This window comes from Pseudomonas sp. S3(2024), assembly GCF_036861315.1.
Lineage (GTDB): Bacteria > Pseudomonadota > Gammaproteobacteria > Pseudomonadales > Pseudomonadaceae > Aquipseudomonas > Aquipseudomonas putida_A.
In genome coordinates this window covers 633256-654894 of record NZ_JAZAQQ010000002.1, presented here as the reverse complement: position 1 = coordinate 654894, position 21639 = coordinate 633256, and the positions used below count along the sequence as shown (strand labels likewise).

Genomic DNA, 21639 nt, shown 5'->3' with positions numbered 1-21639 from the left:
GAATAATGGCAAAAAGCTACGCACGCGTCGTTTTCAGAACGCTTGAGGTCGATTCACACCGGTACTGCGAAAAAACTGCCGGGCCCTGGGATCACAGGCATAGGCCACGTTGATCCGCTGCCACTCACTGGGTTCGCCACTCGGACTGAAGGCCCCCGGGTCGCAAAGGCTGACACCATTGCACTGCGCCTGACTGTGCAAGCGGCCAGTATCGCCCAGCGGGGCACGGGCCCAGATGAACAGGCCGCCACACGGCTTACCGAAAACCTCCCAGTCGGCGTCCTCCAGCGCCTGCAACGCGGCGACCCGATCGGTATTCAACCGTTGACGCTGGCGCTGGACCATTTTGCGATAGGCGCCATTGGCCAGAAGAGTGGTCAGCACCGCCTCATTGAAACTCGAAGCGCCCATGCTACTGATCATCTTGATTCGCCCCAGCCGCGCAATCAGCGCTGGCTCGGCGTACACAAACCCGACGCGCAGCGAGCTGCTCAGTGTCTTGGAAAAGCTGCCGACATAGATCACTCGCTCATCGAGTGCCGCCAGGCGTGTGCCATTGCCATTGTGCAGGTCGGCGTAGACATCGTCCTCGATCACTCGCACATCGTGAGCGTTGCACAACCGCAGGATCTGTTGGGCAACGCCAAGTGTCAGGCAAGAGCCGGTGGGATTGTGGTGGTGACTGTTGATGAAGATCGCGACCGGCCGGAACTGCCGCAACAGTGCTTCCAGCGCCTGGGGATCCGGCCCGCTCGGCGTGCGGCGCACTTCCAGCAACTGCACGCCGTACAGGCGCAACAGCTCGAACAGCGGCGCATAGCCCGGGGTTTCGACGACAACGCAGTCACCGGCCTTCAACAATGTGCGCGCGAGCAGATCAAGCGCCTGGCTCGCACCGGAGGTCGTCAGCACCTGTTCATCCAGAGCCTCGACGCCGATCAGCCTGAGGCGTTTGACGATCTGCTCGCGTAAAGCCGGCAGCCCCAGCGGGCTGCTGTAATTGAACAGACTCGCCATGTCGGTACGGGCCACCTGACGGATCGCATAACTCAGGTCGTCGGATTCACGCCAGCTCTGCGGCAAGCCTCCCTCGCCGAGTTTCAACCCGCTGTGTGCCTGCCCGCAGTCAATCCCGATCACCCCACGGCCCTGCGCGGCCACCATGAACCCGGCGCCCTGACGCGGGGCCAGAACGCCTTGCGCCACCAGCCGTTCGCAGGCTTCGGCCACACACGACTGACTCAGCAGATTGGAGCGCGCAATCTGCCTGACGGAGGGCAAACGCGTGCTCGGCGCCACACCGCTTCGCGAGATCCACTCAGTCATGCCATCAACAATCTGCTGTACGACCGGCACCATTGCCTGTCGGTCAATTCTCAATTCCATGAGCACGCAAACTCCTGTCCATTTTGCTGGCGGCAGTAAATCACAGCCGCGTCGCTCAGGCTGTGCGACAACGCCGTCAAAAGCAGCCGTTCTAACCGTTTGATACACATTGTTTAGCGGTTTAACGGAACGGGCGCCCAGCAACAGGAAAACCCGCACTGAGGCGGGTTCCAGAGTCTTGCCACTCGGCGTCAGAAAGCCGTGACGCCGCCATCCACGGCCAAGGAATGACCGGTGGTAAACGCCGCGCCATCGCTGCACAGATACAGCACGGCGCTGGCGATTTCCTCGACCTTGCCGATGCGCCCCACTGGGTGCATCGCGTTGGCGAATTCGCCTTTCTTCGGGTCAGCCTCGTAAGCGCGACGGAACATGTCGGTATCGATCACCGCCGGGCACACGGCGTTGACGCGGATTTTCTTCTTCGCGTATTCGATCGCCGCCGACTTGGTCAGGCCGATCACCGCGTGTTTCGACGCCGCATAAATGCTCATCTTCGGCGCCGCACCAAGCCCCGCCACCGACGCGGTGTTGACGATCGCCCCGCCGCCCTGAGCGAGCAACAACGGCAACTGGTACTTCATGCACAACCACACACCTTTGACGTTGACGCCCATGATCGCGTCGAACTCGTCCATCGAGCCGTCGGCCAGTTTGCCTTGCTCGATTTCGATCCCGGCATTGTTGAAGGCGTAGTCCAGACGACCGTAGGTATTGATCACCTCGTCCATCAGATTCTTCACTTCGCTTTCGACGGTAACGTTGCAGCGTACGAAGGTCGCTTCGCCGCCGGCTGTACGAATCAGCGCCACGGTGCCTTCGCCCCCTGCCGTGTCCAGGTCGGCCACCACCACTTTCAAACCTTCGGCGGCGAACGCCTGGGCGGTCGCCCGGCCGATACCGTTGGCCGCTCCGGTGACTACGACCACTTGGCCGGAAAACGTCATGCTCATTGTTATGTCCTCGAAGGGAGAGATGCAGGAGGGATTTGCAGACTCGCAGCATAGTCACCGGGGCCCGTCCCGAGTCAGCACTATCAGAAGGCTGTTTATGCCTTCATCCGTCGCAGTGATAAAAGCTGCCGTGGGACTATCACTGCACTGGATCATTGCGCATTCGCCGCATCAGCCAACCTTGCGGCATTGGCCTCGAGGGTCTATCAACTAGGCTTCATTCAGTTCGAGTGCCTGCCATGACCAGCCAGACCAATCGCCAGTTCCTCCTCGCCAAACGCCCGGTGGGGGCTGCGACCCGTGAGACCTTCACTTATCAGGAAGTCCCGGTCGGCGAACCGGGCGCAGGCCAGATCCTGGTGAAAAACCAATACCTGTCCCTCGACCCGGCCATGCGCGGCTGGATGAACGAGGGCAAGTCCTACATTCCGCCGGTGGCGATTTGTGAAGTCATGCGCGCCTTGGGCGTAGGTCAGGTCATTGCCTCGAACAACCCGGGCTTTGCAGTCGGCGACTACGTCAACGGTGCCCTCGGCGTGCAGGATTATTTCCTTGGCGAGCCCAGAGGTTTCTACAAGGTCGATCCGAAACTGGCGCCGCTGCCAGTGTATCTGTCCGCGCTGGGCATGACCGGCATGACCGCCTATTTCGCGCTGCTCGACGTCGGCGCCCCGAAGGCTGGCGACACGGTGGTGCTGTCCGGGGCTGCCGGGGCGGTGGGCAGCATTGCCGGGCAGATCGCCAAAATCAAAGGCTGCCGGGTGGTGGGCATCGCCGGGGGCGCCGACAAGTGCAAATACCTGATCGATGAGCTGGGCTTCGACGGTGCCATCGACTACAAGCACGAAGATGTACTGGCCGGGCTCAAGCGTGAGTGCCCGAAAGGCGTTGATGTGTATTTCGATAACGTCGGCGGCGAGATCCTCGACGCTGTGCTCAGCCGTCTGGCGCCGAAAGCCCGGGTGGTGATCTGCGGCGCCATCAGCCAGTACAACAACAAGGAAGCGGTCAAAGGCCCGGCCAACTACCTGTCACTGCTGGTCAATCGTGCGCGCATGGAAGGCTTTGTGGTGATGGACTATGCCGCGCAGTACGCCGGTGCCGCGCAGGAAATGGCCGGCTGGATGGCCAAGGGGCAGCTCAAGAGCAAGGAAGACATCGTTGAAGGTCTGGAGACCTTTCCGGAGACGCTGATGAAATTGTTCAGCGGGGAGAATTTCGGCAAGTTGGTGCTGAAAATCTGAAACTTAACGCGACAACCCCCTAAAACCACTGTGGGAGCGGGCTTGCTCGCGAAGAGGCCGGGTCAGTCGATATCAATTTCGACTGAACCACCGCATTCGCGAGCAAGCCCGCTCCCACATTATTGGATCTTGCGTGTTTGATCAGGCCAGTTCGGCCACGACCGACGCCAGTGCCTTGGCCGGATCCGCCGCCTGGCTGATCGGACGGCCGATCACCAGATAATCGGAACCGGCATCCAGCGCCTGACGCGGGGTCAGGATACGGCGCTGGTCATCTTGCGCACTGCCCGCCGGACGAATCCCCGGGGTCACCAGTTGCAGCGACGGGTGCGCCGACTTCAGTGCGGTGGCTTCCAGCGCCGAGCACACCAGACCGTCCATCCCGGCCTTCTCGGCCAGCGCAGCCAGACGCAGCACCTGCTCCTGCGGCTCGATGTCCAGACCGATACCGGCCAGATCCTCGCGCTCCATGCTGGTCAGCACGGTCACACCGATCAGCAACGGCTGCGGGCCGCTGCGCTTGGAAAGCTCTTCACGGCAGGCCGCCATCATGCGCAGGCCACCGGAGCAATGCACATTGACCATCCACACGCCCATCTCGGCAGCGGCTTTCACGGCCATCGCGGTGGTGTTGGGAATGTCGTGGAATTTCAGGTCGAGGAACACCTCGAAGCCTTTGTCACGCAGGGTGCCGACGATTTCCGCGGCGCAACTGGTGAACAGTTCCTTGCCCACTTTGACCCGGCACAGTTTCGGGTCCAACTGGTCGGCCAGCTTCAGTGCGGCGTCACGGGTGGGGAAATCCAGGGCGACGATGATAGGAGTCTGGCAGGCGGACATGGATGGGCTCTCAGGCAAGTCGAAATCGGCGCGCATTGTAGCGGAAGCGGCGCCAGCGCGGCACCCGATGATCGGTAAATCGTCGCCGCAAACGTGATCAGCATAGCGCTCGCGGCTATTGTGTCGAACCCGATACACAACCGACACGCCGCCAACAAGCGTGCGCGCTAGCCTCGCCAGCCGCAACACGTCCTTACATCAGCACTTCCCGCCTCACGGCAGGACGCCTATGCTGAAACCACCACCTCGCAGCCCATCTTTGTGGTTGGCGGCCTACTGGCAGATGAACAGCCCCATGCACAACACCCAGACCACCGTGACTGATGAGCATAAAGACGACAAGCGCTGGAGCATCCGTGCGCTGATCGTCGATGACGATGTGCCGATCCGCGAGCTGATGATCGACTACCTCGCGCGCTTCAACATCCACGCCAGCGGCGTCACCGACGGCGCAGCCATGCGTCAGGCGATGCAGGCCGAGCATTTCGACGTGGTGGTGCTCGACCTGATGCTGCCCGGTGAAGACGGCCTGTCGCTGTGCCGCTGGCTGCGCGCCGAATCGGACATCCCGATCCTGATGCTCACCGCCCGCTGCGAACCCACCGACCGCATCATCGGTCTGGAACTGGGTGCCGATGACTACATGGCCAAACCGTTCGAACCCCGGGAACTGGTGGCGCGGATCCAGACCATCCTGCGCCGTGTGCGCGATGACCGCACCGAACAGCGCGCCAACATCCGCTTCGACAACTGGCGCCTGAACAGTGTGTTGCGCCAGCTGATCGCCGACGATGGCCTCGTGGTGCCGCTGTCCAACGCCGAATTCCGCTTGCTCTGGGTCTTCATCGAACGCCCGCGCCGGGTACTCAGCCGCGAACAACTGCTGGATGCCGCCCGTGGCCGGTCGATCGAAGCGTTCGACCGCAGCATCGATTTGCTGGTGTCGCGCCTGCGGCAAAAACTCGGCGACGACCCGAAAGCCCCGCAGTTGATCAAAACCGTGCGCGGTGAAGGTTACCTGTTCGACGCGCGAGACATCGGCTAATGCGAGCGCGCTTCGACACGCTGTTCGGCCGTCTGTTTGGCATGCTGTTCGTGGCGATCGTCCTGGCGCACTTGCTGGCCTTTGCCTGGTTTCATCACTATGGGCCACCCCCACCGCCGCCCCCGCCGGAGTTTGCCGAGGGCGTCGACGGCCAACGGCCACCGCCGGATCCACGGTTCGCCCATCGCCCGCCGCGTCCGTGGTTCGGCGGGCCGCTGGTGCCGCTGACCTTCCAGTTCATCTCGCTGATGATCGCTGCGTGGTACGGCGCCAAACTGCTCAGCCGGCCGATCCAGCGCCTGAGCGATGCCGCCGAACGCCTCAGCGAAAACCTCGACAGCCCGCCGCTGGACGAGTCCGGCCCGCGTGAGGCACGACAGGCGGCGCACACTTTCAACCTGATGCAACAACGCATTCGTGAACAGGTGCAGCAGCGAGCACGCATGCTCGGCGCCGTCTCCCACGACCTGCGCACTCCGCTGTCGCGGTTGAAGCTGCGCCTGGAACAGATCGACGACGAAAAACTGCAAGGTCAGATGCGCCAGGACCTTAACGACATGATCGGCATGCTCGACGCCACTCTCACCTACCTGCACGAACAGCGCACCAGCGAAGCGCTGCAGTTGATGGACGTGCAGGCGCTGGTCGAATCGCTGTGCGAAAACGCTCAGGATCAGGGCGCCGACGTTGACGTCAGCGGCCATTGCGCACCGCTGCAAGTGCAGCCGATGGCGCTGCGCTCGTGCATCAACAACCTGATGGACAACGCCCTGCGCTATGCGGGGCAGGCGCGCATCGAATTGCAGGATCAACGCGAGCAATTGCTGATCCGCGTGATCGACCACGGCCCGGGGATTGCCGAAGACAAGCGCGAGGCGGTGTTCGAACCGTTCTTTCGCCTGGAAGGCTCGCGCAACCGCAACTCCGGCGGCGTCGGCCTGGGCATGACCATCGCCCGCGAGGCAGCGCAGCGTTTGGGTGGACAATTGAATCTGGAAGAAACCCCGGGGGGCGGCCTGACCGCAATCATCCGCCTGCCGCGCACTTGAGAAACACACCTATCCCCCGTGGGAGCGGGCTTGCTCGCGAAAGCGGTGTGTCAGTCGACTTCTGTGTTGAATGATCGGCCGCCTTCGCGAGCAAGCCCGCTCCCACAGGTTTCAGTGGTGTTCACTCCATCGTGTATACCCACCGGTACAAAGCCAAAACACCCAGGACATCTTGCCCCTTGAGTCTGCACAAGCCGGTACACCCACCGGTTTTACAGTCCAAGGAGTGAGCCCATGATCGGTAGCGTCAGCAATTACACGAGCTATACCAGCAACAGCAGCACCTCCACCCAGAACGCCCGCAGCCAACAACTGCAAAAGCAGCTGTTCGCCAAACTCGACAGCAACGGCGACGGCGCGGTGGACCAGGACGAACTGAAAAGTGCGCTGTCGCAGAAGTCCGACGATGGCCTGCTGGTCAACCTGCGCAAACAATTCGGTGATCTGGACAGCGACGCCAGCGGCAGCCTCAGCGCCGAAGAAATGACCGCAATGGCGCCCCCACCGCCACCGCAGGATCAAGCCCCCAACACCGATCTGGCCGACGCCCTGATCAGCGCCCTCGACGCCGATGGTGATGGCTCCATCAGCAGCGACGAACTGAGCAGCGGCCTGACCAGCGCCGGCAGCAGCGCCGACAGCAACCAAATCTTCTCGGCCCTGGACAAGAACAAGGACGGCACCGTCAGCCAGGACGAACTCACCGCCAGCCTCACCCCACCACCGCCACCGCCGCCGCAACAAGCCTCCAGCAACGAACTGTTCAGCCAACTGGATGCCGATGGCGACGGCAGCATCAGCGAGACCGAACTGAGCAGCGCGTTGCAAAGCAGCGACAGCGCCTCGCCGATTAGCACTGATACCAGCGCTGCATTGCTCAAGGTACTGGACAGCGACAGCAGTGGCGGCGTGAGCAGCGACGAACTGAAAGCGGCGCTACAGGCAGGTCGGGAACGCCCGCCCGAAGAACAGACCACCAGTACCCAGACCACCAGCGAAGCGCTGAACCGGATGATTGCCAACTTGAGCAAACAGTACTCGCTGGACAATGCTGCGTCGGTGGGCAAGTACCTGAATGTGGCGACCTGACCTTATGTCGTGATGGGTGATCGTTTCCATGCAGTGGTGTGGGAACGGTCATTTGGGTACAGCGGGAAGAGAGTGGTTGGTTGAGAAGGCCTCATCGCCAGCAGGCTGGCTCCTACAGTTGGATGGAGTGCATTCAGTTGGAGATTGGTTGGCTATAAGGCCGCCTTCGCGAGCAAGCCCGCTCCCACAGTGGGAATGGGGTTTATTCAGTTGGAAATTGGTCGGCTATAAGGCCGCCATCGCTGGCAAGCCAGCTCCCACAGGGATTCAAGGCATTCAGTTGGAAATTGGTCGGCTGTAAGGCCTCCATCGCCAGCAGGCTGGCTCCCACAATTTTGAACTGTATGCACCGTACGCGGCGAAGCCGCCCCACTCAATGGCCGAGTGTCAGCTCGCCGAAAGCTCTTGATCTTGCCGTGCCGGCCCCGTCGGCAGGCTGAGTGGAGGGATTTATCCGGGGGTGGGAGCGCAGCGACCGTTTGGCGCAGCCAAACACATCGAGAGGAGGTGCAGCGAAGCAAACCGGAGGCGATGCCCCCGGATGAATCCCGCAGCGAAGGAACCCGAGCCACGGCGAGGGCCGTACGTTGGGGCCAAGACCTTTGCTTCCTTTGGGGCGTTTGCCAAAGGGAGTCGCTGTAAGAGCGAAACCGTCAGCGGCAGCACCCGAAGCAACGGATATTCACCCAACCCCCCAGGAACCTGGTCGGCCCTAAGGCCGCCAAGTCCAACCTAAACCCGAGCCTGACTCTTGCTCCAATCCGTCAACAAACTATAAGCCACCGCCAACAACGTAGGCCCGATAAACAACCCGATAAACCCAAACGCAATCAACCCGCCAAACACCCCAAGCAACACAATCACCAACGGCAGATTCCCCCCGCGGCTGATCAGATAAGGCTTCAACACGTTATCCACGCCACTGATGATGAACGTCCCCCAGATCCCGAGAAACACCGCCATCCCGTACTCGCCCTTCCACGCCAGCCAGGCCGTGGCCGGAATCCACACCAACGGTGGCCCCATCGGAATCAGACTCAACAGAAAGGTCACGATCCCCAGCACCAGCGCCCCCGGAACCCCGGCAATCAGGAACCCGACCAACGCCAGAACCGCCTGCGCCGCCGCCGTACCGATCACCCCGTTGACCACCCGCTGTACGGTGCCGGCCACCAGCTCGATGTAATACCCGGCTCGCTCGCCGATCAGGCGCTGCAGCAGACCGTGCACAAACGCCGCCAAGCGCGGCCCGTCGCGATAGAAAAAGAACACAAAGACAATGCTCAGGGTCAGCTCGAGAATCCCGCCGCCGATCTGCGCACTGCGCGCCAGCAACCAGTTACCGACCTGCCCCAGATACGGTTTGATCGACACCATCAGCGCTGCGCCCTGCTGATCAATGCTGTTCCAGATCCCCACCAGCCGCTCGCCCACCAACGGTACGCTGCCGAGCCAGACCGGCGCCTCCGGCAGACCATCGACCTGCACATCCTTGATGAACGCCGTGGCGTCGCGCACATGATCCGCCAGGTTGAACCCCAGCCACACCAGTGGCGCCGCCACCAGCAACATCCAGCCCAGGGTCAAAATGGCCGCGGCAAGTGATTCGCGGCCATTGAGCCAGCGGGTCAGCAGACGCATCAGCGGCCAACTGGCGAACGCCAGCACCGCGCCCCAGAACAGCGCCGACCAGAACGGCGCCATCACCCACAGGCTGGCACCGAACAGCACCAGCAGGAGGATTTGCACCAACAGCCGATCGTTATTGAGCATGTACAGTCTCGAAGAAGTCAGTCGGTCAAAGAGTAGGCGAACACGCCGCGCGTGCACGCCCGATGCAGCTTACCGCAACAGATCGATGCGCAGGCCAGAGCCGTCGGCGCTCCCCGCCTCCATCCGTGCCGCCCGCACCCCCTGACCGATCAGCGCCTGACGCCAGGCCTCGGCCTTGGGTCCGGCAATCGTCACGCGTTGGGTGGTGTCGAGGTTCAAGCCACGGGAAATCAGTCGTAACCAGGTGTCATCCGGATCGCCGGTCAGCTTGGGAAAGTCCAGTTCACCGGTACTTTTGAGCTGTCGCAACAGCGTGGCCGAGGTCGGCAGCAGCTCGCCCAACGGTGCGCCCGCTTCGAACTGTTCGACATGCAGATAGGCTTTGCGATTGCCGCGGGTGATGCTGTAGAGCGCCACCAAGGTGTTGTCCTTCGGTGCGGCCAGACGCAACAGCAGATAGGCCTGTTGCTCGTCGGCGCCGTACAGCTTGGCGTTACCGAACACTTCATTGGCCCACAGGCTGCTTTCGCCACAATCGCGGGCCTGGCACCAGAACAGCAACTCGGCGTCCTGCTTTTGCAGGGCTTCGCGGGCGGCGGTGAAGGCTTCGGTGGCGGAATGCTCAGGCGGCAACTCGTAGGTGACCGAAGTGGTCTGGCCGCGCGCCGTGACCTGGCCGTCAAAGCGCAACTGGCCGCTGATCTTGCGGATCGAGCCCAGCGGATAGATCCGCTCAAGCTCCACAGGAGGGCGATAGTCGACGATCTGCGCATCGGCCAGACGCGGCACGATCTGCAAATCCTGGCTGCCGGGCACGTCGGCGGCGAACGAAACGGAACTGAACCAGCACAGCGCCAACAGACTGAGTGACCGCATAGTCAGGCTCATCGGATCGGCATGGCTTGGCGGGTCGGGGGCGCAGCGGTATAGAAATCCATCGAGTTTGTCTCCCATTTCAACCCGCCCAGCCTCGACAGTTGCCCGGTGCAAGTCAAGGAATGGCGAAGAAGCGATTGAAACAGTCTGCGACAAGGTCGGCACCGGACTCATCGTTCAGGTGCAAATGATGCCCGCCCGCCAGCTGTTCCTGGCTAAAGGGTAGACGCTCCAGCAACTCCGGATGTTTGGCCAGCATGCCGTCGGCGGCCACCACCAGTTGCGCCGGGCAGGTGATGCGCTGGACGAAAGCCATCGCCTGCTCTTGAGTCAGGCGCAGCGGTGACGGCAGGGTCAGGCGATTGTCGGTGCGCCAGGTATAACCGCCGGGCACCGGCATCAGGCCGCGTTGCGCCAGCAGTTCGGCGGCTTCGCGACTGACCGCCACCAAGCCCTTCATCCGTGCTTCGATAGCGCGGTCGAGGGTGTTGTAGACCGGCTTGCGCTTTTCGCGCAGATCCAGTTGCGCCTGCAGGGCCATGCCCATGCGCTCGGCAGCATTTTCGCCTTTGTCCGTAGGAGGAATCACCCCGTCGATCAACGCCAGGTGGCTGACGCGCTCCGGCAACGAACCGGCCAGCACCAGCGAAACGATCGCGCCCATCGAATGCCCGAGCAGGCCGAAGCGCTTCCAGCCCAATTGCTCGGCGACCTGCAACACGTCGTGCGCATAGTCCCACAACGCATAACCGGCGCCGTTGGGTCGATGCCCGGAATGCCCATGCCCGGCCATGTCCAGCGCGATGATGCGCAAACCTTTGAGCTTGGGCGCCAGGCGTGCAAAGCTGTTGGCGTTGTCGAGCCAGCCATGTAGGGCAATCACCGGCAGACCGTCCTCGGGGCCGAACAAGTGCGCCGCCAGTTCGATATGCGGCAGGCTCAAGCGCACTTCTTCAAAGGTCGGGCTCATGCGCAGTCCTTCTGTTGGCGGCGCTCCCAGCGCGTAAACAGCTCTTTGAGCAGGCGCGCCGTGTCTTGCGGACGTTCCAGCGGAAACATGTGCCCGCCCGGCATGCTCAGTGCTTCACCCTGCGGCAGGCGCCCGACGAATCGGCTGTGATGACGCATGACCACCCGACTCTTGTGCCCACGCACCACCGCCAGCGGCACTTTCAGCTGACGAGTGCGACCGGGACTGGTGTGCGGCACGCCGCGATAGATGCTGATTTCAGTGGCCGGATCAAAGCGCAGACGCAACTTGTCGCCAACCGTATGCAGCCCGTGCTGCAGGTAGGCATCGAAGCATTCCGGATCGAAACCGCGAAACAGGGTCTTGCCGGCAAAATAGCTGCGCGCCGTGTCGAGATCGGCGAACTCTTCGCGCCGCCCCAACGTACGTCCGGCCGGGGTCAGTTTGTCGATGAAGCCGAAGCGCTTGGCCGCGCGGATCACCCACTGGTCTGTGCGGGTCAGCACCGGCGAGTCGAGCATGACCACGCCGCGATACAGCTCAGGGCAACGCAACGCCGCGTGCAGGTGCAACACACCGCCAAACGAATGGCCGACGCCCCACACCGGCTGATCCTGCTGCTGCAGATGGTGGATCAGTTCGTCGACCAGGTTGTACCAGTTATCGTCCGCCGGAAACCGTGGGTCATGGGCATGCTGTTCCAGATGCGCGACCCGATACTCGGGCGCCAGCGCCGCGAACAACTTGCCATAGGTGCCCGAGGGAAACCCGTTGGCGTGGGCGAAAAAGATCGGTTGCGACATGCAGGTTTATCCATGAGCGGAAACATGCCGCTGATTGTCCGCAAGAGCGCGGCCCTGAGCAATGACCGTAACTGCCAGGAATGATGACAGTCCGGTCATGGCGATGGCGCATCTGACCTCAACGCGCCGGCGGCTGCTCGCCCAATGGCACCACCGCCATGGTCAAACGCGACACACAACTGGCCTTGCCTTCATCGCTGGTCAGGCGGATGTCCCAGACATGCGTGGTGCGACCGATGTGAATCGGTTTGGCCACCGCGGTCACCCGCCCGCTGCGCAAACCGCGCAAATGGTTGGCATTGATCTCCAGCCCCACGCAGTAGAACTTGCTGGCATCGATGCACAGATAACTGGCCATCGAACCGACGGTTTCCGCCAGCACCACCGAGGCGCCGCCGTGCAGCAGACCGTAAGGCTGGTGGGTGCGGTGGTCGATGACCATGCTCGCCGTCAGCGATTCCTCGTCGAAGGACTCGAAACGGATATCCAGCACTTCGCCGATGGTGTTTTTCTGGATTGCGTTCAACTGCTCGATGTTCGGAGTGGTGCGCCACAAGCTCATCGCAGGCTTCCTTTGTTGTTTTGGTGGTCACTCAATCCTGCCACAGCACCGCCTCGTTGCGCGCGCTCCATTCTTCAAACCGCGCGCCATAGGTGTCTTCGATGACATTGCGTTTGATCTTCAAGGTCGGGGTGAGAAAACCGTTTTCCACCGCCCAACTGTCCTTCACCACCACCAGCCGCCGCAGGCGCTCGTGCTTGTCGAGCACGGCGTTGACCTCTTCGAGCAGTTTTTCCAGGCTCGAATGCAGGCTGGCCCGCCCCTCCTCCTGATTGACCGTCGAGAGCACGCACAAGCCCAGCGGCGCACTCAGGCCATCGCCGACCACACAGACCTGTTCGATCCGTGAGTGCACTGCCAGCCGGTTTTCAATCGGCGCCGGGGCCACATATTTGCCTTTGCTGGTCTTGAAGATCTCCTTGAGCCGGCCGGTCAGGCGCAAGCGCCCCTCGGCATCCTGCTCGCCCTTGTCGCCGGTACGCAGGAAGCCGTCCTCGGTGAGGGTCTCGGCGGTTTTCTGCGGCTCCTTGAAATAGCCGAGCATGTTCGCCTGACTGCGCACCTGCACCTCGCCGGACTCGTCGATCCGCACCTCGACCTCCGGGCACGGTTTGCCGATCCAGCCCTGTTTGTATTGGCCCGGCAGGCAGATGTGCGAGTAGCCGCAACTCTCGGTCATGCCATAGACCTCCAGCACATCGAGGCCGAGTTTCTGATACCAACTGAGCAAGGTCTGTGGTACCGGCGCCGCGCCAGACAGGGCGACGCGCAAGGCATCAAGCCCCAGCCCGGCCAGCACCTTGTGCCCGACCCGCTTGCCAATGAATGGCAGGCCGAGCAGGAAATCCAGACGCTTGGCCGGAATCTTGCCGTACACGCCCATCTGGAATTTGGTCCAGATGCGCGGCACGCCAAACATCGCCGTGGGCCGCGCCCGGCGCAGATCGGTGATGAAAGTGTCGAGGCTTTCCGCAAAGAACACCGTTTGCCCGGTGTAGATCGAGGCCAGCTCAACGAACATGCGTTCGGCGACATGGCACAGCGGCAGGTACGACAGCAACCGGTCTTGCTCGTCAAGCCCGAACAGTTGCGTGCCGCGAGTCGTGGCGAACCCCAGATTGGCAAAACTGTGCATCACGCCTTTGGGCAACCCGGTGGTGCCGGAGGTGTAGATGATGGTTGCCAGTTGCTCCGCCGCAGGACGCGGATCGTCCTGGATCGGCGAGCTTTTTTGCAGGTCATCCCAACTGAAATCGAACTCGCCGGGCGGGTGCAGCGGCAGGCTGATGGTCGGCAAATCCGCCGGCACACCGACGGACATGCCCGGCCAGTCATCGAGTTTGCCAATGAACGCCAGCACACTTTGCGAATGCGTCAGCACCTGATTCACCGAGTCGGCGGTGAGGTTGGGATACAGCGGCACCGAGACGTGCCCGGCCATCCAGATCGCCAGATCGGCAATGATCCAGTGCGCGCAGTTTTTCGAGATCAGCGCGATATGGCTGCCCTGCGGTAATTCCCGCGCGCGCAGCCAGTGCGCGGCGCAACGGGCCTGATGACCGACATCGGCCCAGGTCAGGGTCTCGACCTGCCCGCCGCCGATGGGCTGCACCAGAAAACGCTGGCGCGGGTGCCGGGCCTCTCGCTCATAGAACACGTCCAGCGGCAAACGGAAGGCGGCAGACATGCGACTCGCTCCTGTTTTTTGGGTCTGGAGCAAGCGTAGTCAACCAAGCAAGTGCTTGGTTGGAAAATTCAAACAAATAATTTCAACTGAAAATGAGGGCACTGTGGGAGCGGGCTTGCTCGCGAATGCGGTCTATCAGTGACATTTACAGTGACTGACACAGCGCATTCGCGAGCAAGCCCGCTCCCACAAGGATCAGCGTCAGGGGTGCTTGAGGCTGTTGAGGGTCATCGAGCCAATCAGCAATTCAGGGCTTTCCAGCTCGGCAAGGCCAGCGGTGCCGACCTTCTCCGGCGGATACCCGGCGCCGTGCTGCAGATAACTCAACAGATTGCCCACCAACGGGTTATGGCTGACCAGCAGCACATTGCTCACCGACACCAGTTGATCGGTGACCTTGTCCGGATCGGTCTCCGGGGTCAGCCATTCGACGGTACGAATCTCCGGCTCGAAGCCCAGCGCCTCGCGGACAATCTGCGCGGTCTGTTGCGCACGCAGATAAGGGCTGGCATAGATCGCCGTCAGTGGCTGACCGATCAATCGGGCTGCACTGTTCAAGGCCTCTTTGCGACCCTGCTCGGTCAACGCCCGCTCGGAATCGGGGCACGAGCCGTAAGGCACCGCCTCGCCGTGACGCAACACCCAGAGTTTCATAGCTTGGGTTCCTCATCGCGGGCCGGATGCGGCGCTGGCGGCACGGCGTGCGGTGCTTCGCCTTCCGGGGCACGCGGGGTTGGCCAGTCGGCAAACGGCCAGGGTTTCTGGTCGCTGTGAAAGCTGCCGAAGCGGCCGATCTGCGCGAGGAACTGGCTCAGGCTATCGCCGAAATTCATCAGGCTGGCGCTCGGCGCGCCGTAAATCAAACGATAGATCAGTTGCACCAGCACCACGGCGCCGAGGATGAACTGCGCCACTTGCCAGACCAGCACGTAGACGATCATCCACAGCACCCGCAGGAGAATGGATTCGTACTTGGCTTCGGTTTTCGGATCGTTCATGGCTCGCTTCCTGTTGAATCAGTTGAAACCGCTGGTGGAAATAAAGTCGACGTCGGTTTTCGGTTCGGCACGCATCAGTAGACCGATCACCTGCTCCAGCGTGCGTCCTTCAAACAGAATCGCATGCAGCCCGGCGACCAGCGGCATGTACACGCCAACCTCCTGGGACTTGGCCTTGAGCACCTTCAGGGTGTTCACGCCTTCGGCGACTTCGCCCAGACGCGACACCGCTTCATCAAGGCTCAAGCCCTGACCGAGGGCAAACCCGACCTGGTAGTTGCGGCTCTTCGGCGACGAGCAGGTGACGATCAGATCACCGACCCCGGCCAGACCGAGGAAGGTCATCGGGTTGGCACCCTGGTTCACCGCGAACCGGGTCATCTCGGCCAGGGCGCGAGTGATCAGCATGCTCTTGGTGTTCTCGCCCATCTCCAGCGCCACCGCCATGCCGGCGATGATCGCGTAAACGTTTTTCAACGCCCCACCCAGCTCGACACCGAAACGGTCAGCACTGGCGTAAACGCGGAAGGTGCGACCATGCAACGCAGCCTGTACCGCTTTGCAGAGTTCTTCGTCTTCGCTGGCGACCACGGTGGCGGTCAGCGCGTGTTCAGCGATCTCCCGCGCCAGGTTCGGCCCGGACAGCACACCGATGCGCGCCTGCGGGGCGATCTCTTCGAGAATCTGGCTCATCAGTTTGAAGGTGTGCGCTTCGATGCCCTTGGTCAGGCTGACCAGCATCTTGCCGCTCAGGCGCTCGGCGTGGGCGGCCAGCACCGTGCGCAATGCGCTCGAGGGCAGCGCGACGAAGCACAGCTCGCAGGCATCGAGGGTGGCCTGCAGGTCAGTGACCGCAGTCACTCCCGGCAGAATCTTGATGCCTTTGAGGTAACGCGGATTCTCGCGGTTGACCCGGATGGCCTCGGCCTGCTCGGGGTCACGCATCCACTGCCGGACTTGATGGCCGTTCTCGGCCAATAGATTGGCCACGGCGGTACCAAAACTTCCGCCTCCCAGGACCGCAATCGGGCGCTGTTCAGTCATATGCAATCCGTTAATCCATACCAGTGGCGATGCCGGCATTATACGGGGCGGCCGGAGCGCGGCCAGCCCCTGCGTCAATTACCGACACTTGTAGGAAGAAGACCAATAAAGCCGAGGAAAATGCCCGCATCGTGACTGGAAAAGTCACTGTCCTCGGTTAACATGCGCGCCAATTCTTTGCGATCAAGGCCGTGCCGTGTCTTTTGGCTCTCCCCCCTCGCGTTCGTCACTGCTGCTGGCGCTGCTGTTCAGCCCGGTGTTGCAGGCGGACGACCTGTTTGTCGACAGCGAAACGCTGCCGCAGGTGCTGACGGCTACGCGCCTGAAACAGACACCGGCGGAAGTGCCGGGGAGCATGACCGTGCTTGACAGTGAGCTGATCAACGCCAGCGGCGCGCGGGACATCAGCGAGTTGCTGCGGCTGGTGCCGGGGATGATGGTCGGCAACATCAGCGGCAATCAGGCGGCGGTCAATTATCACGGGACCAATGCCAGTGAAGCGCGGCGCATGCAGGTGCTGATCGATGGCCGCTCGGTGTACCGCGCAGGCCTGGCCACGGTGGACTGGAGTGACATTCCGGTGGCCATGGAAGACATCGAGCGGATCGAGGTTTTCCGTGGGCCGAACACCGTCAGCTACGGCGCCAACGCGCTGATGGCGGTGGTCAACATCATCACCCGCAACCCGGCGGACAGCCACGGCACGCGCCTGAAGGTCACCCGAGGCCAGCGCGGCATCAACGATTTCTATGCCAGCCAGGGCACGGGGTGGAATGGCGGCGACCTGCGTCTGTCGTTGTCCGGCCAGGAAGACGATGGCTTCGACAGCGACCGCACCGGCGCCGATTACCGTGACAGCCGCCGCTTGAACCGCTTCAGCCTCGCCGTCAGCCAGACCCTGAGCGACAACCAGAGCCTCGACTGGCAGATCAACGCGAAGGACGGCAGCAACCAGCGGCCCTACACCTACCACCCGGTGTTCTCGGGGATTACCGCTGCCGGGAACAATTCCGACGTGGTCGCCAAGGATTACGCCGGCTCGGTGCGCTGGAATCTCGACATCAATCCCGAACACAGCCTTTATATACAAGGTTCGGCCCAGCACTGGGATCGCCAGCAAGTGTGGCGCGCCTGCGATGCCGAAGTGTCGTTCAGCCCGCAACTGACCCAACTGTGGCAACTCAACCCGAACTACACCGAACGCCTGGCGCGCAACATCACCCGCTTCACCGGCCCCGGTCCGGAAGCCGGAACGCCGCAGGAAATGGCCCTCGCCAATCAGGTGCTGAATCAGTGGCGCAACGGTGCCAGCCAGACCTTGTGTGGCGACATCGATCAAAGCGCCCGCGAATCACGCTACGACCTCGAATTGCAGGACACCCTCAGCCTGTCCGACAACCTGCGACTGGTCAGTGGCCTGAACTATCGTTACGACCGGGCCGACTCCGAGACCTACTTCAACGGCACGCTGGACGACACCACCTGGCGCGCGTTCGGCCAACTGGAGTGGCGCGCCAGTGAACACTGGCTGTTGCAGGGTGGCGCCATGTTCGAAAACACCCAATTGATCGGCAGTTCGCTGACGCCCCGGTTCGCCGTCAACTACCTGATCAACCCACGCCATGGCCTGCGCGCGGTGTACTCCGAGGCGATCCGTTCGCCGGACATGTTCGAGAACAACGTCAACTGGAGCTATCAGGTGAGTAACCTGCGACCGTCCGCCTATGGCCAGTCTTCGGCGCGCTACTTCGTCAAAACCCGTGGCCCGGGCAATCTCGATCAGGAACACATGCGCTCGCGCGAACTGGGCTACAACGGCTATTTCGCCGAGCTAGGGCTGGCTGTGGACGTGAAGCTGTTCTACGACGAAATCACCGGGATGATCAGCGAGCCGCTGCGCAACAACCAGTACATCGCCAGCAACGCCAACAGCTCACGCTTTCGCGGCAGCGAAACCCAGCTCGACTGGCGCCTGAGCATGATCGATCGCCTGCGCTTCACTTACGCTTTCGTCGACGCCGAAGCGAGCAATCCGCTGGATCAGCAATTCACCTCGCGCAACAGCGGTTCTGCCGGCTGGCTGCGTGATTGGGGCCACGGCTGGAACAGCGCGCTGTTCTATTACGGCGACAACGCGCTCAACGGCTACCGCTTCGAGCGCGTCGACACGCGCATCGCCAAACGCATCCCGCTGGGCAAGGCACAACTGCAACTGGCCGGCGTGCTGCAGCAGCGGCTCGACAATGAACCGACCACTTTCGTCGACAACAATTACGACGAACGCCGGGTGCTGTACTTCAGCGCCGAGCTGGAGTTCTAGGGTGCGCTACGCCACGCCAAACAAGACGCCAACCCTTGGCCACTGGCTGGCGGGTGTCTGTCTGTTTTTGACCGCGTGGCTGCACGGCGTGGCGGTGCAAGCCGCCGATATTCTGTTGACCGGCGCCGAAGAAAGCCCCGGGGTGCAAGCCTTCGTCCAGGCCCTGAGCGAGCTGCGTCCCACCGACAACGTGCGGTTCCAGCCGCTGGCCAGCCTGCCGGCGCCGGGCAAGTTGCCGAGCAATCTGCGGATGATTCTGCTCGACCTGCCCAGCCTCGACTGGCGCCTGCAGGAGCCCCAGGGCCCGGCGACGCTGGTGTTGCGCATCAGCCGACTGCAAGCGCGGCAACGCCTGGGTGGCGCACAACCGCCGCACTTGAGTCTGCTGTGGAGCGACCCGCCGCTGGGGCGGCAACTGCAACTGATTCGGCGGATTCTGCCGCAGGCGCGCCGGGTCGGCGTGCTGTTCGACCAACACAGCGAATTCCTGCTCAAGGAGCTGCACCAGGCCGCAGCGCCGCTGAATCTGCAAATCGTCAGCCAGCGTTGGGACAACACCCAGGACAGTCGCCCGTTGCAAAGCGTGCTGAGAAACAGTGATGTGTTGCTGGGCCTCGACGATCCCGATCTGTACAACCCGAAAACCGCGAAAAACCTGTTGCTCAGCAGTTACTCCCGGCAAGTGGCGCTGGTCGGGCCGAACGCGGCGTTCGTGCGCGCCGGCAGCCTCGCCAGCACTTACAGCGATCAGCCCGACTGGCTGGCGATCCTTGACCAGTTGCTCGATCGCCCGCCGGCGACGTGGCCGCGCACGCTCTACCCCGATCGCTTCAAGGTCTCAAGTAATGTGCAGGTCGCTCGTTCCTTGGGTATCGAGCCAATCGATGAAGCGTCTGTTGCCCGCCAGTTGGCTGAAGGAGAAAGCCACCCATGAATCTGCGTCGCCGCTGGGACATCAACACCCGCACGCAATTGATCAGCCTCGGCCCGGCCCTGCTACTCACGCTGCTGCTGATCAGTTTCTTTACCTTCGTGCGAATTCAGGATTTACGTCAGGAGCTCAATCACACCGGGCAACTGATCGCCAACCAACTGGCGCCTGCCACCGAGTACGGAGTGATTTCCGGCAACAACGAAGTGCTGGAAAGCCTGCTCAAAGCGACCCTGGCCACACCGAACGTGCGCTTTCTGGAAGTGCAGGACAGCGCCAACCGGATTCTGGCCTACGTTGAGCAAGCCGCCGATGCGCACAACCGCCCGCATCAGGTCGAGGTGTTCCAGGCCCCGGTGCGCCTGCAACGAATCGCCCTCAACAGCGATTTTTTCCACGACGCCAAAGCCAGCAACAACGTGACCAGCGAGGATTACCTGGGCCGGGTAATCGTCGGTCTGTCCAACGATGCCTTCAGTCAGCGCCAACAGGAAATTCTGTTCAAGGCCGGGATTCTGGCGTTGTTTGCCCTGCTCTTCACCTTTGTTCTGGCGCGGCGTCTGGCCGGCAGTCTGTCAGCGCCGATTCGCGATATCGGCAACGCGGTCAAGGCGATTCAGCAAGGCGACTACAAGACTCCGCTGCCGATCGTCGATGACACCGAGTTGGGCGCGCTGTCGCAGCACATCAACAACCTCGCCCAGGCACTGGAGCAGGCCAGCCGCGAACAGCATCAGGCGATGGCGCAACTGATCCAGACCCGCGAGGAAGCGGAAAAAGCCAACAATGCCAAATCCGATTTCCTGGCGATGATGAGCCACGAACTGCGCACACCCATGAACGGCGTGCTGGGCATGTTGCAGTTGCTGGAAACCACGGACATGACCGAGGAGCAGATCGAGTACGCGGCGCTCGCGTCCGAGTCCACCGAACACCTGTTGAAAGTCATCAATGACATTCTCGACTTCTCGCGGATCGAACGCTCGGAGCTGGAGCTTGAGCACATTCCGTTCAACCTCGCCGACCTGATCGGCGCGTGTGCCCAGTCGTTCCAGCACAGCGCGGTGCAGCGTGGCCTGGACCTGAACCTGCGGATCCCCGAGGACATGCGCGCCTTGCAGGTGCAGGGCGACCCGACGCGGATCCGGCAGATTCTGGTCAATCTGGTGGGCAACGCGTTGAAGTTCACCGAGCGTGGCCGGGTCAGCATCGAGGCGCAGTGGCAGTCGCTGGATCACGAGTTGCTGTGGTTCACCTGTTCGGTGCGCGACAGCGGCATCGGCATCTCCTCGGAAAGTCTGGAGTTGATGTTCAACGCCTTTCAGCAGGCCGACAGCTCGATTTCCCGACGCTATGGCGGCACTGGCCTCGGCTTGCCGATCGCCCGCACCCTGGCCGAACGCATGGGCGGGACGTTGCGCGCGCAAAGTGAAGAAGGCCTGGGATCGGTGTTCACCTTGGAAATCCCGCTGGCCTTATATAAGCAGACGTTGCCGCAACTGGCTGCACCGCGCGCGGCCAATGGCAACGGGCATGGTGAGGGGCGCAATGTGTTGCTGGTGGAGGACAACCCGGTCAACCAGACGGTCATCGAAGCCATGCTGCGCAGCCTCGGCTTTACTGTCAGCGTCGCCACCGATGGCGCGCAAGCGGTGCGCAGCGCCGAAGGCAATGATTTCGAAGTGATTCTGATGGACTGCCGCCTGCCGATCATCGACGGTTACGAGGCGACTCGGCAGATCCGTCAACTGCCCGGACGCGGCGAGGTACCGATCATCGCGCTGACCGCCAACGCCTTGCAGGGCGACCGCGAAACCTGTCTGTCGGCGGGCATGAACGATTACCTGGCCAAGCCGTTCAAACGCAATGACCTACAACAGATTCTGCAACGCTGGGTGCAGTAGTGACGGTTTTTCGACCATCTGCGACTGGCGTGAAAAGCGAAAGTGCGGCAGTCTTAGGCACCCGAACGAGCCTCAAAAGAGGCTTGAATAAAAATTTCAGTGCACAAGTGTACATTCATGTCCTTGGTGCTGTGACTTTCACCACAACGCAATAGTCTATGAGTA

General features: G+C 62.0%; 19 protein-coding genes. 7 read left to right on the top strand and 12 right to left on the bottom strand.

The annotated features are described in order from the left end of the window. Nucleotides 1-33: 33 nt before the first annotated feature. Together VLA07_RS07710 and VLA07_RS07705 are read right to left on the bottom strand one after the other, a co-directional pair. Nucleotides 34-1386 (bottom strand): aminotransferase-like domain-containing protein, encoded by a 1353-nt coding sequence (locus VLA07_RS07710; protein ID WP_333988966.1) that lies wholly within the window; start codon nucleotides 1384-1386, stop codon nucleotides 34-36. Nucleotides 1387-1577: 191 nt separating this feature from the next. After that, nucleotides 1578-2339 carry an SDR family oxidoreductase gene (locus VLA07_RS07705; protein ID WP_027612323.1) on the bottom strand — a complete coding sequence of 254 codons (762 nt, stop codon included), beginning with the start codon at nucleotides 2337-2339 and terminating at the stop codon, nucleotides 1578-1580. 239 nt (nucleotides 2340-2578) lie between these two features. Here VLA07_RS07705 and VLA07_RS07700 point away from each other — a divergent pair, with 239 nt between their 5' ends. After that, nucleotides 2579-3583 (top strand): NADP-dependent oxidoreductase, encoded by a 1005-nt coding sequence (locus VLA07_RS07700; RefSeq protein ID WP_333988965.1) that lies wholly within the window; start codon nucleotides 2579-2581, stop codon nucleotides 3581-3583. A 141-nt stretch (nucleotides 3584-3724) separates the two neighbouring features. On the opposite strand, the gene pyrF is transcribed toward VLA07_RS07700, so the two are convergent. Next, nucleotides 3725-4423 carry an orotidine-5'-phosphate decarboxylase gene (gene pyrF, locus VLA07_RS07695; protein ID WP_047295723.1) on the bottom strand — a complete coding sequence of 233 codons (699 nt, stop codon included), beginning with the start codon at nucleotides 4421-4423 and terminating at the stop codon, nucleotides 3725-3727. A 295-nt stretch (nucleotides 4424-4718) separates the two neighbouring features. Here pyrF and VLA07_RS07690 point away from each other — a divergent pair, with 295 nt between their 5' ends. The 3 genes from VLA07_RS07690 to xopAW all read left to right on the top strand — a co-directional run bounded on the left by VLA07_RS07690 (nucleotide 4719) and on the right by xopAW (nucleotide 7606). Beyond that, on the top strand, nucleotides 4719-5468 hold the full coding sequence (locus tag VLA07_RS07690; protein WP_047600365.1) for a response regulator: 750 nt from the start codon (nucleotides 4719-4721) through the stop codon (nucleotides 5466-5468). After that, nucleotides 5468-6517: a sensor histidine kinase gene (locus tag VLA07_RS07685; RefSeq protein WP_027612320.1), complete on the top strand. Its 1050-nt coding sequence runs from the start codon at nucleotides 5468-5470 to the stop codon at nucleotides 6515-6517. Before VLA07_RS07690 ends, VLA07_RS07685 begins: the two co-directional genes overlap by 1 nt. A gap of 234 nt (nucleotides 6518-6751) precedes the next feature. Continuing rightward, a complete protein-coding gene (gene xopAW / locus VLA07_RS07675) occupies nucleotides 6752-7606 on the top strand; it encodes a XopAW family type III secretion system calcium-binding effector (protein ID WP_333988964.1) in 855 nt (284 codons plus the stop codon). A 732-nt stretch (nucleotides 7607-8338) separates the two neighbouring features. Here the strand turns inward: xopAW and VLA07_RS07670 are convergent. The 9 genes from VLA07_RS07670 to VLA07_RS07630 form a co-directional block, all read right to left on the bottom strand. Further along, the gene (locus VLA07_RS07670; protein ID WP_027612318.1) at nucleotides 8339-9379 is read right to left on the bottom strand and encodes an AI-2E family transporter; all 1041 of its coding nucleotides are present in this window, start codon (nucleotides 9377-9379) and stop codon (nucleotides 8339-8341) included. Between the two features lie 69 nt (nucleotides 9380-9448). Next, a complete protein-coding gene (locus VLA07_RS07665) occupies nucleotides 9449-10255 on the bottom strand; it encodes a DUF4892 domain-containing protein (RefSeq protein WP_115989134.1) in 807 nt (268 codons plus the stop codon). A 115-nt stretch (nucleotides 10256-10370) separates the two neighbouring features. Further along, a complete protein-coding gene (locus VLA07_RS07660; protein WP_095137174.1) occupies nucleotides 10371-11225 on the bottom strand; it encodes an alpha/beta hydrolase in 855 nt (284 codons plus the stop codon). Continuing rightward, entirely contained in the window at nucleotides 11222-12028 is an 807-nt protein-coding gene (locus VLA07_RS07655) for an alpha/beta fold hydrolase (protein ID WP_027612315.1), read from the bottom strand. Before VLA07_RS07655 ends, VLA07_RS07660 begins: the two co-directional genes overlap by 4 nt. A gap of 118 nt (nucleotides 12029-12146) precedes the next feature. Further along, nucleotides 12147-12590, bottom strand: coding sequence for a hotdog fold thioesterase (locus VLA07_RS07650; RefSeq protein ID WP_027612314.1), 444 nt, complete (start codon nucleotides 12588-12590; stop codon nucleotides 12147-12149). A gap of 31 nt (nucleotides 12591-12621) precedes the next feature. Then, nucleotides 12622-14277, bottom strand: a complete 1656-nt coding sequence (locus VLA07_RS07645; RefSeq protein ID WP_333988963.1) for an AMP-binding protein — start codon at nucleotides 14275-14277, stop codon at nucleotides 12622-12624. 201 nt (nucleotides 14278-14478) lie between these two features. Continuing rightward, nucleotides 14479-14931, bottom strand: coding sequence for a phosphohistidine phosphatase SixA (gene sixA / locus VLA07_RS07640; RefSeq protein WP_135296348.1), 453 nt, complete (start codon nucleotides 14929-14931; stop codon nucleotides 14479-14481). Then, nucleotides 14928-15275: a DUF4389 domain-containing protein gene (locus VLA07_RS07635; RefSeq protein ID WP_007968953.1), complete on the bottom strand. Its 348-nt coding sequence runs from the start codon at nucleotides 15273-15275 to the stop codon at nucleotides 14928-14930. Before VLA07_RS07635 ends, sixA begins: the two co-directional genes overlap by 4 nt. 18 nt (nucleotides 15276-15293) lie before the next feature. After that, nucleotides 15294-16319: an NAD(P)H-dependent glycerol-3-phosphate dehydrogenase gene (locus VLA07_RS07630; RefSeq protein WP_027612311.1), complete on the bottom strand. Its 1026-nt coding sequence runs from the start codon at nucleotides 16317-16319 to the stop codon at nucleotides 15294-15296. Between the two features lie 196 nt (nucleotides 16320-16515). On the opposite strand from VLA07_RS07630, the gene VLA07_RS07625 reads away from it, so the two are divergent. The 3 genes from VLA07_RS07625 to VLA07_RS07615 are packed head-to-tail and all read left to right on the top strand — an operon-like array spanning nucleotide 16516 to nucleotide 21474. Then, nucleotides 16516-18639, top strand: coding sequence for a TonB-dependent receptor plug domain-containing protein (locus VLA07_RS07625; protein WP_333988962.1), 2124 nt, complete (start codon nucleotides 16516-16518; stop codon nucleotides 18637-18639). 1 nt (nucleotide 18640) lies between these two features. Continuing rightward, on the top strand, nucleotides 18641-19573 hold the full coding sequence (locus tag VLA07_RS07620) for an ABC transporter substrate-binding protein (RefSeq protein WP_103368740.1): 933 nt from the start codon (nucleotides 18641-18643) through the stop codon (nucleotides 19571-19573). Further along, nucleotides 19570-21474 carry a response regulator gene (locus VLA07_RS07615; protein ID WP_096796787.1) on the top strand — a complete coding sequence of 635 codons (1905 nt, stop codon included), beginning with the start codon at nucleotides 19570-19572 and terminating at the stop codon, nucleotides 21472-21474. Before VLA07_RS07620 ends, VLA07_RS07615 begins: the two co-directional genes overlap by 4 nt. The last annotated feature ends 165 nt before the right edge of the window (nucleotides 21475-21639 follow it).

Bases quoted from the DNA above. Each gene is read 5' to 3' on its own strand.
- VLA07_RS07665 (WP_115989134.1), bottom strand. From the start codon at position 10,255: ATGCGGTCACTCAGTCTGTTGGCGCTGTGCTGGTTCAGTTCCGTTTCG.
- VLA07_RS07655 (WP_027612315.1), bottom strand. From the start codon at position 12,028: ATGTCGCAACCGATCTTTTTCGCCCACGCCAACGGGTTTCCCTCGGGC.
- VLA07_RS07705 (WP_027612323.1), bottom strand. From the start codon at position 2,339: ATGAGCATGACGTTTTCCGGCCAAGTGGTCGTAGTCACCGGAGCGGCC.
- VLA07_RS07700 (WP_333988965.1), top strand. From the start codon at position 2,579: ATGACCAGCCAGACCAATCGCCAGTTCCTCCTCGCCAAACGCCCGGTG.
- VLA07_RS07650 (WP_027612314.1), bottom strand. From the start codon at position 12,590: ATGAGCTTGTGGCGCACCACTCCGAACATCGAGCAGTTGAACGCAATC.
- pyrF (WP_047295723.1), bottom strand. From the start codon at position 4,423: ATGTCCGCCTGCCAGACTCCTATCATCGTCGCCCTGGATTTCCCCACC.
- VLA07_RS07685 (WP_027612320.1), top strand. From the start codon at position 5,468: ATGCGAGCGCGCTTCGACACGCTGTTCGGCCGTCTGTTTGGCATGCTG.
- VLA07_RS07670 (WP_027612318.1), bottom strand. From the start codon at position 9,379: ATGCTCAATAACGATCGGCTGTTGGTGCAAATCCTCCTGCTGGTGCTG.
- xopAW (WP_333988964.1), top strand. From the start codon at position 6,752: ATGATCGGTAGCGTCAGCAATTACACGAGCTATACCAGCAACAGCAGC.
- VLA07_RS07645 (WP_333988963.1), bottom strand. From the start codon at position 14,277: ATGTCTGCCGCCTTCCGTTTGCCGCTGGACGTGTTCTATGAGCGAGAG.
- VLA07_RS07630 (WP_027612311.1), bottom strand. From the start codon at position 16,319: ATGACTGAACAGCGCCCGATTGCGGTCCTGGGAGGCGGAAGTTTTGGT.
- sixA (WP_135296348.1), bottom strand. From the start codon at position 14,931: ATGAAACTCTGGGTGTTGCGTCACGGCGAGGCGGTGCCTTACGGCTCG.
- VLA07_RS07660 (WP_095137174.1), bottom strand. From the start codon at position 11,225: ATGAGCCCGACCTTTGAAGAAGTGCGCTTGAGCCTGCCGCATATCGAA.
- VLA07_RS07635 (WP_007968953.1), bottom strand. From the start codon at position 15,275: ATGAACGATCCGAAAACCGAAGCCAAGTACGAATCCATTCTCCTGCGG.
- VLA07_RS07710 (WP_333988966.1), bottom strand. From the start codon at position 1,386: ATGGAATTGAGAATTGACCGACAGGCAATGGTGCCGGTCGTACAGCAG.
- VLA07_RS07615 (WP_096796787.1), top strand. From the start codon at position 19,570: ATGAATCTGCGTCGCCGCTGGGACATCAACACCCGCACGCAATTGATC.
- VLA07_RS07690 (WP_047600365.1), top strand. From the start codon at position 4,719: ATGCACAACACCCAGACCACCGTGACTGATGAGCATAAAGACGACAAG.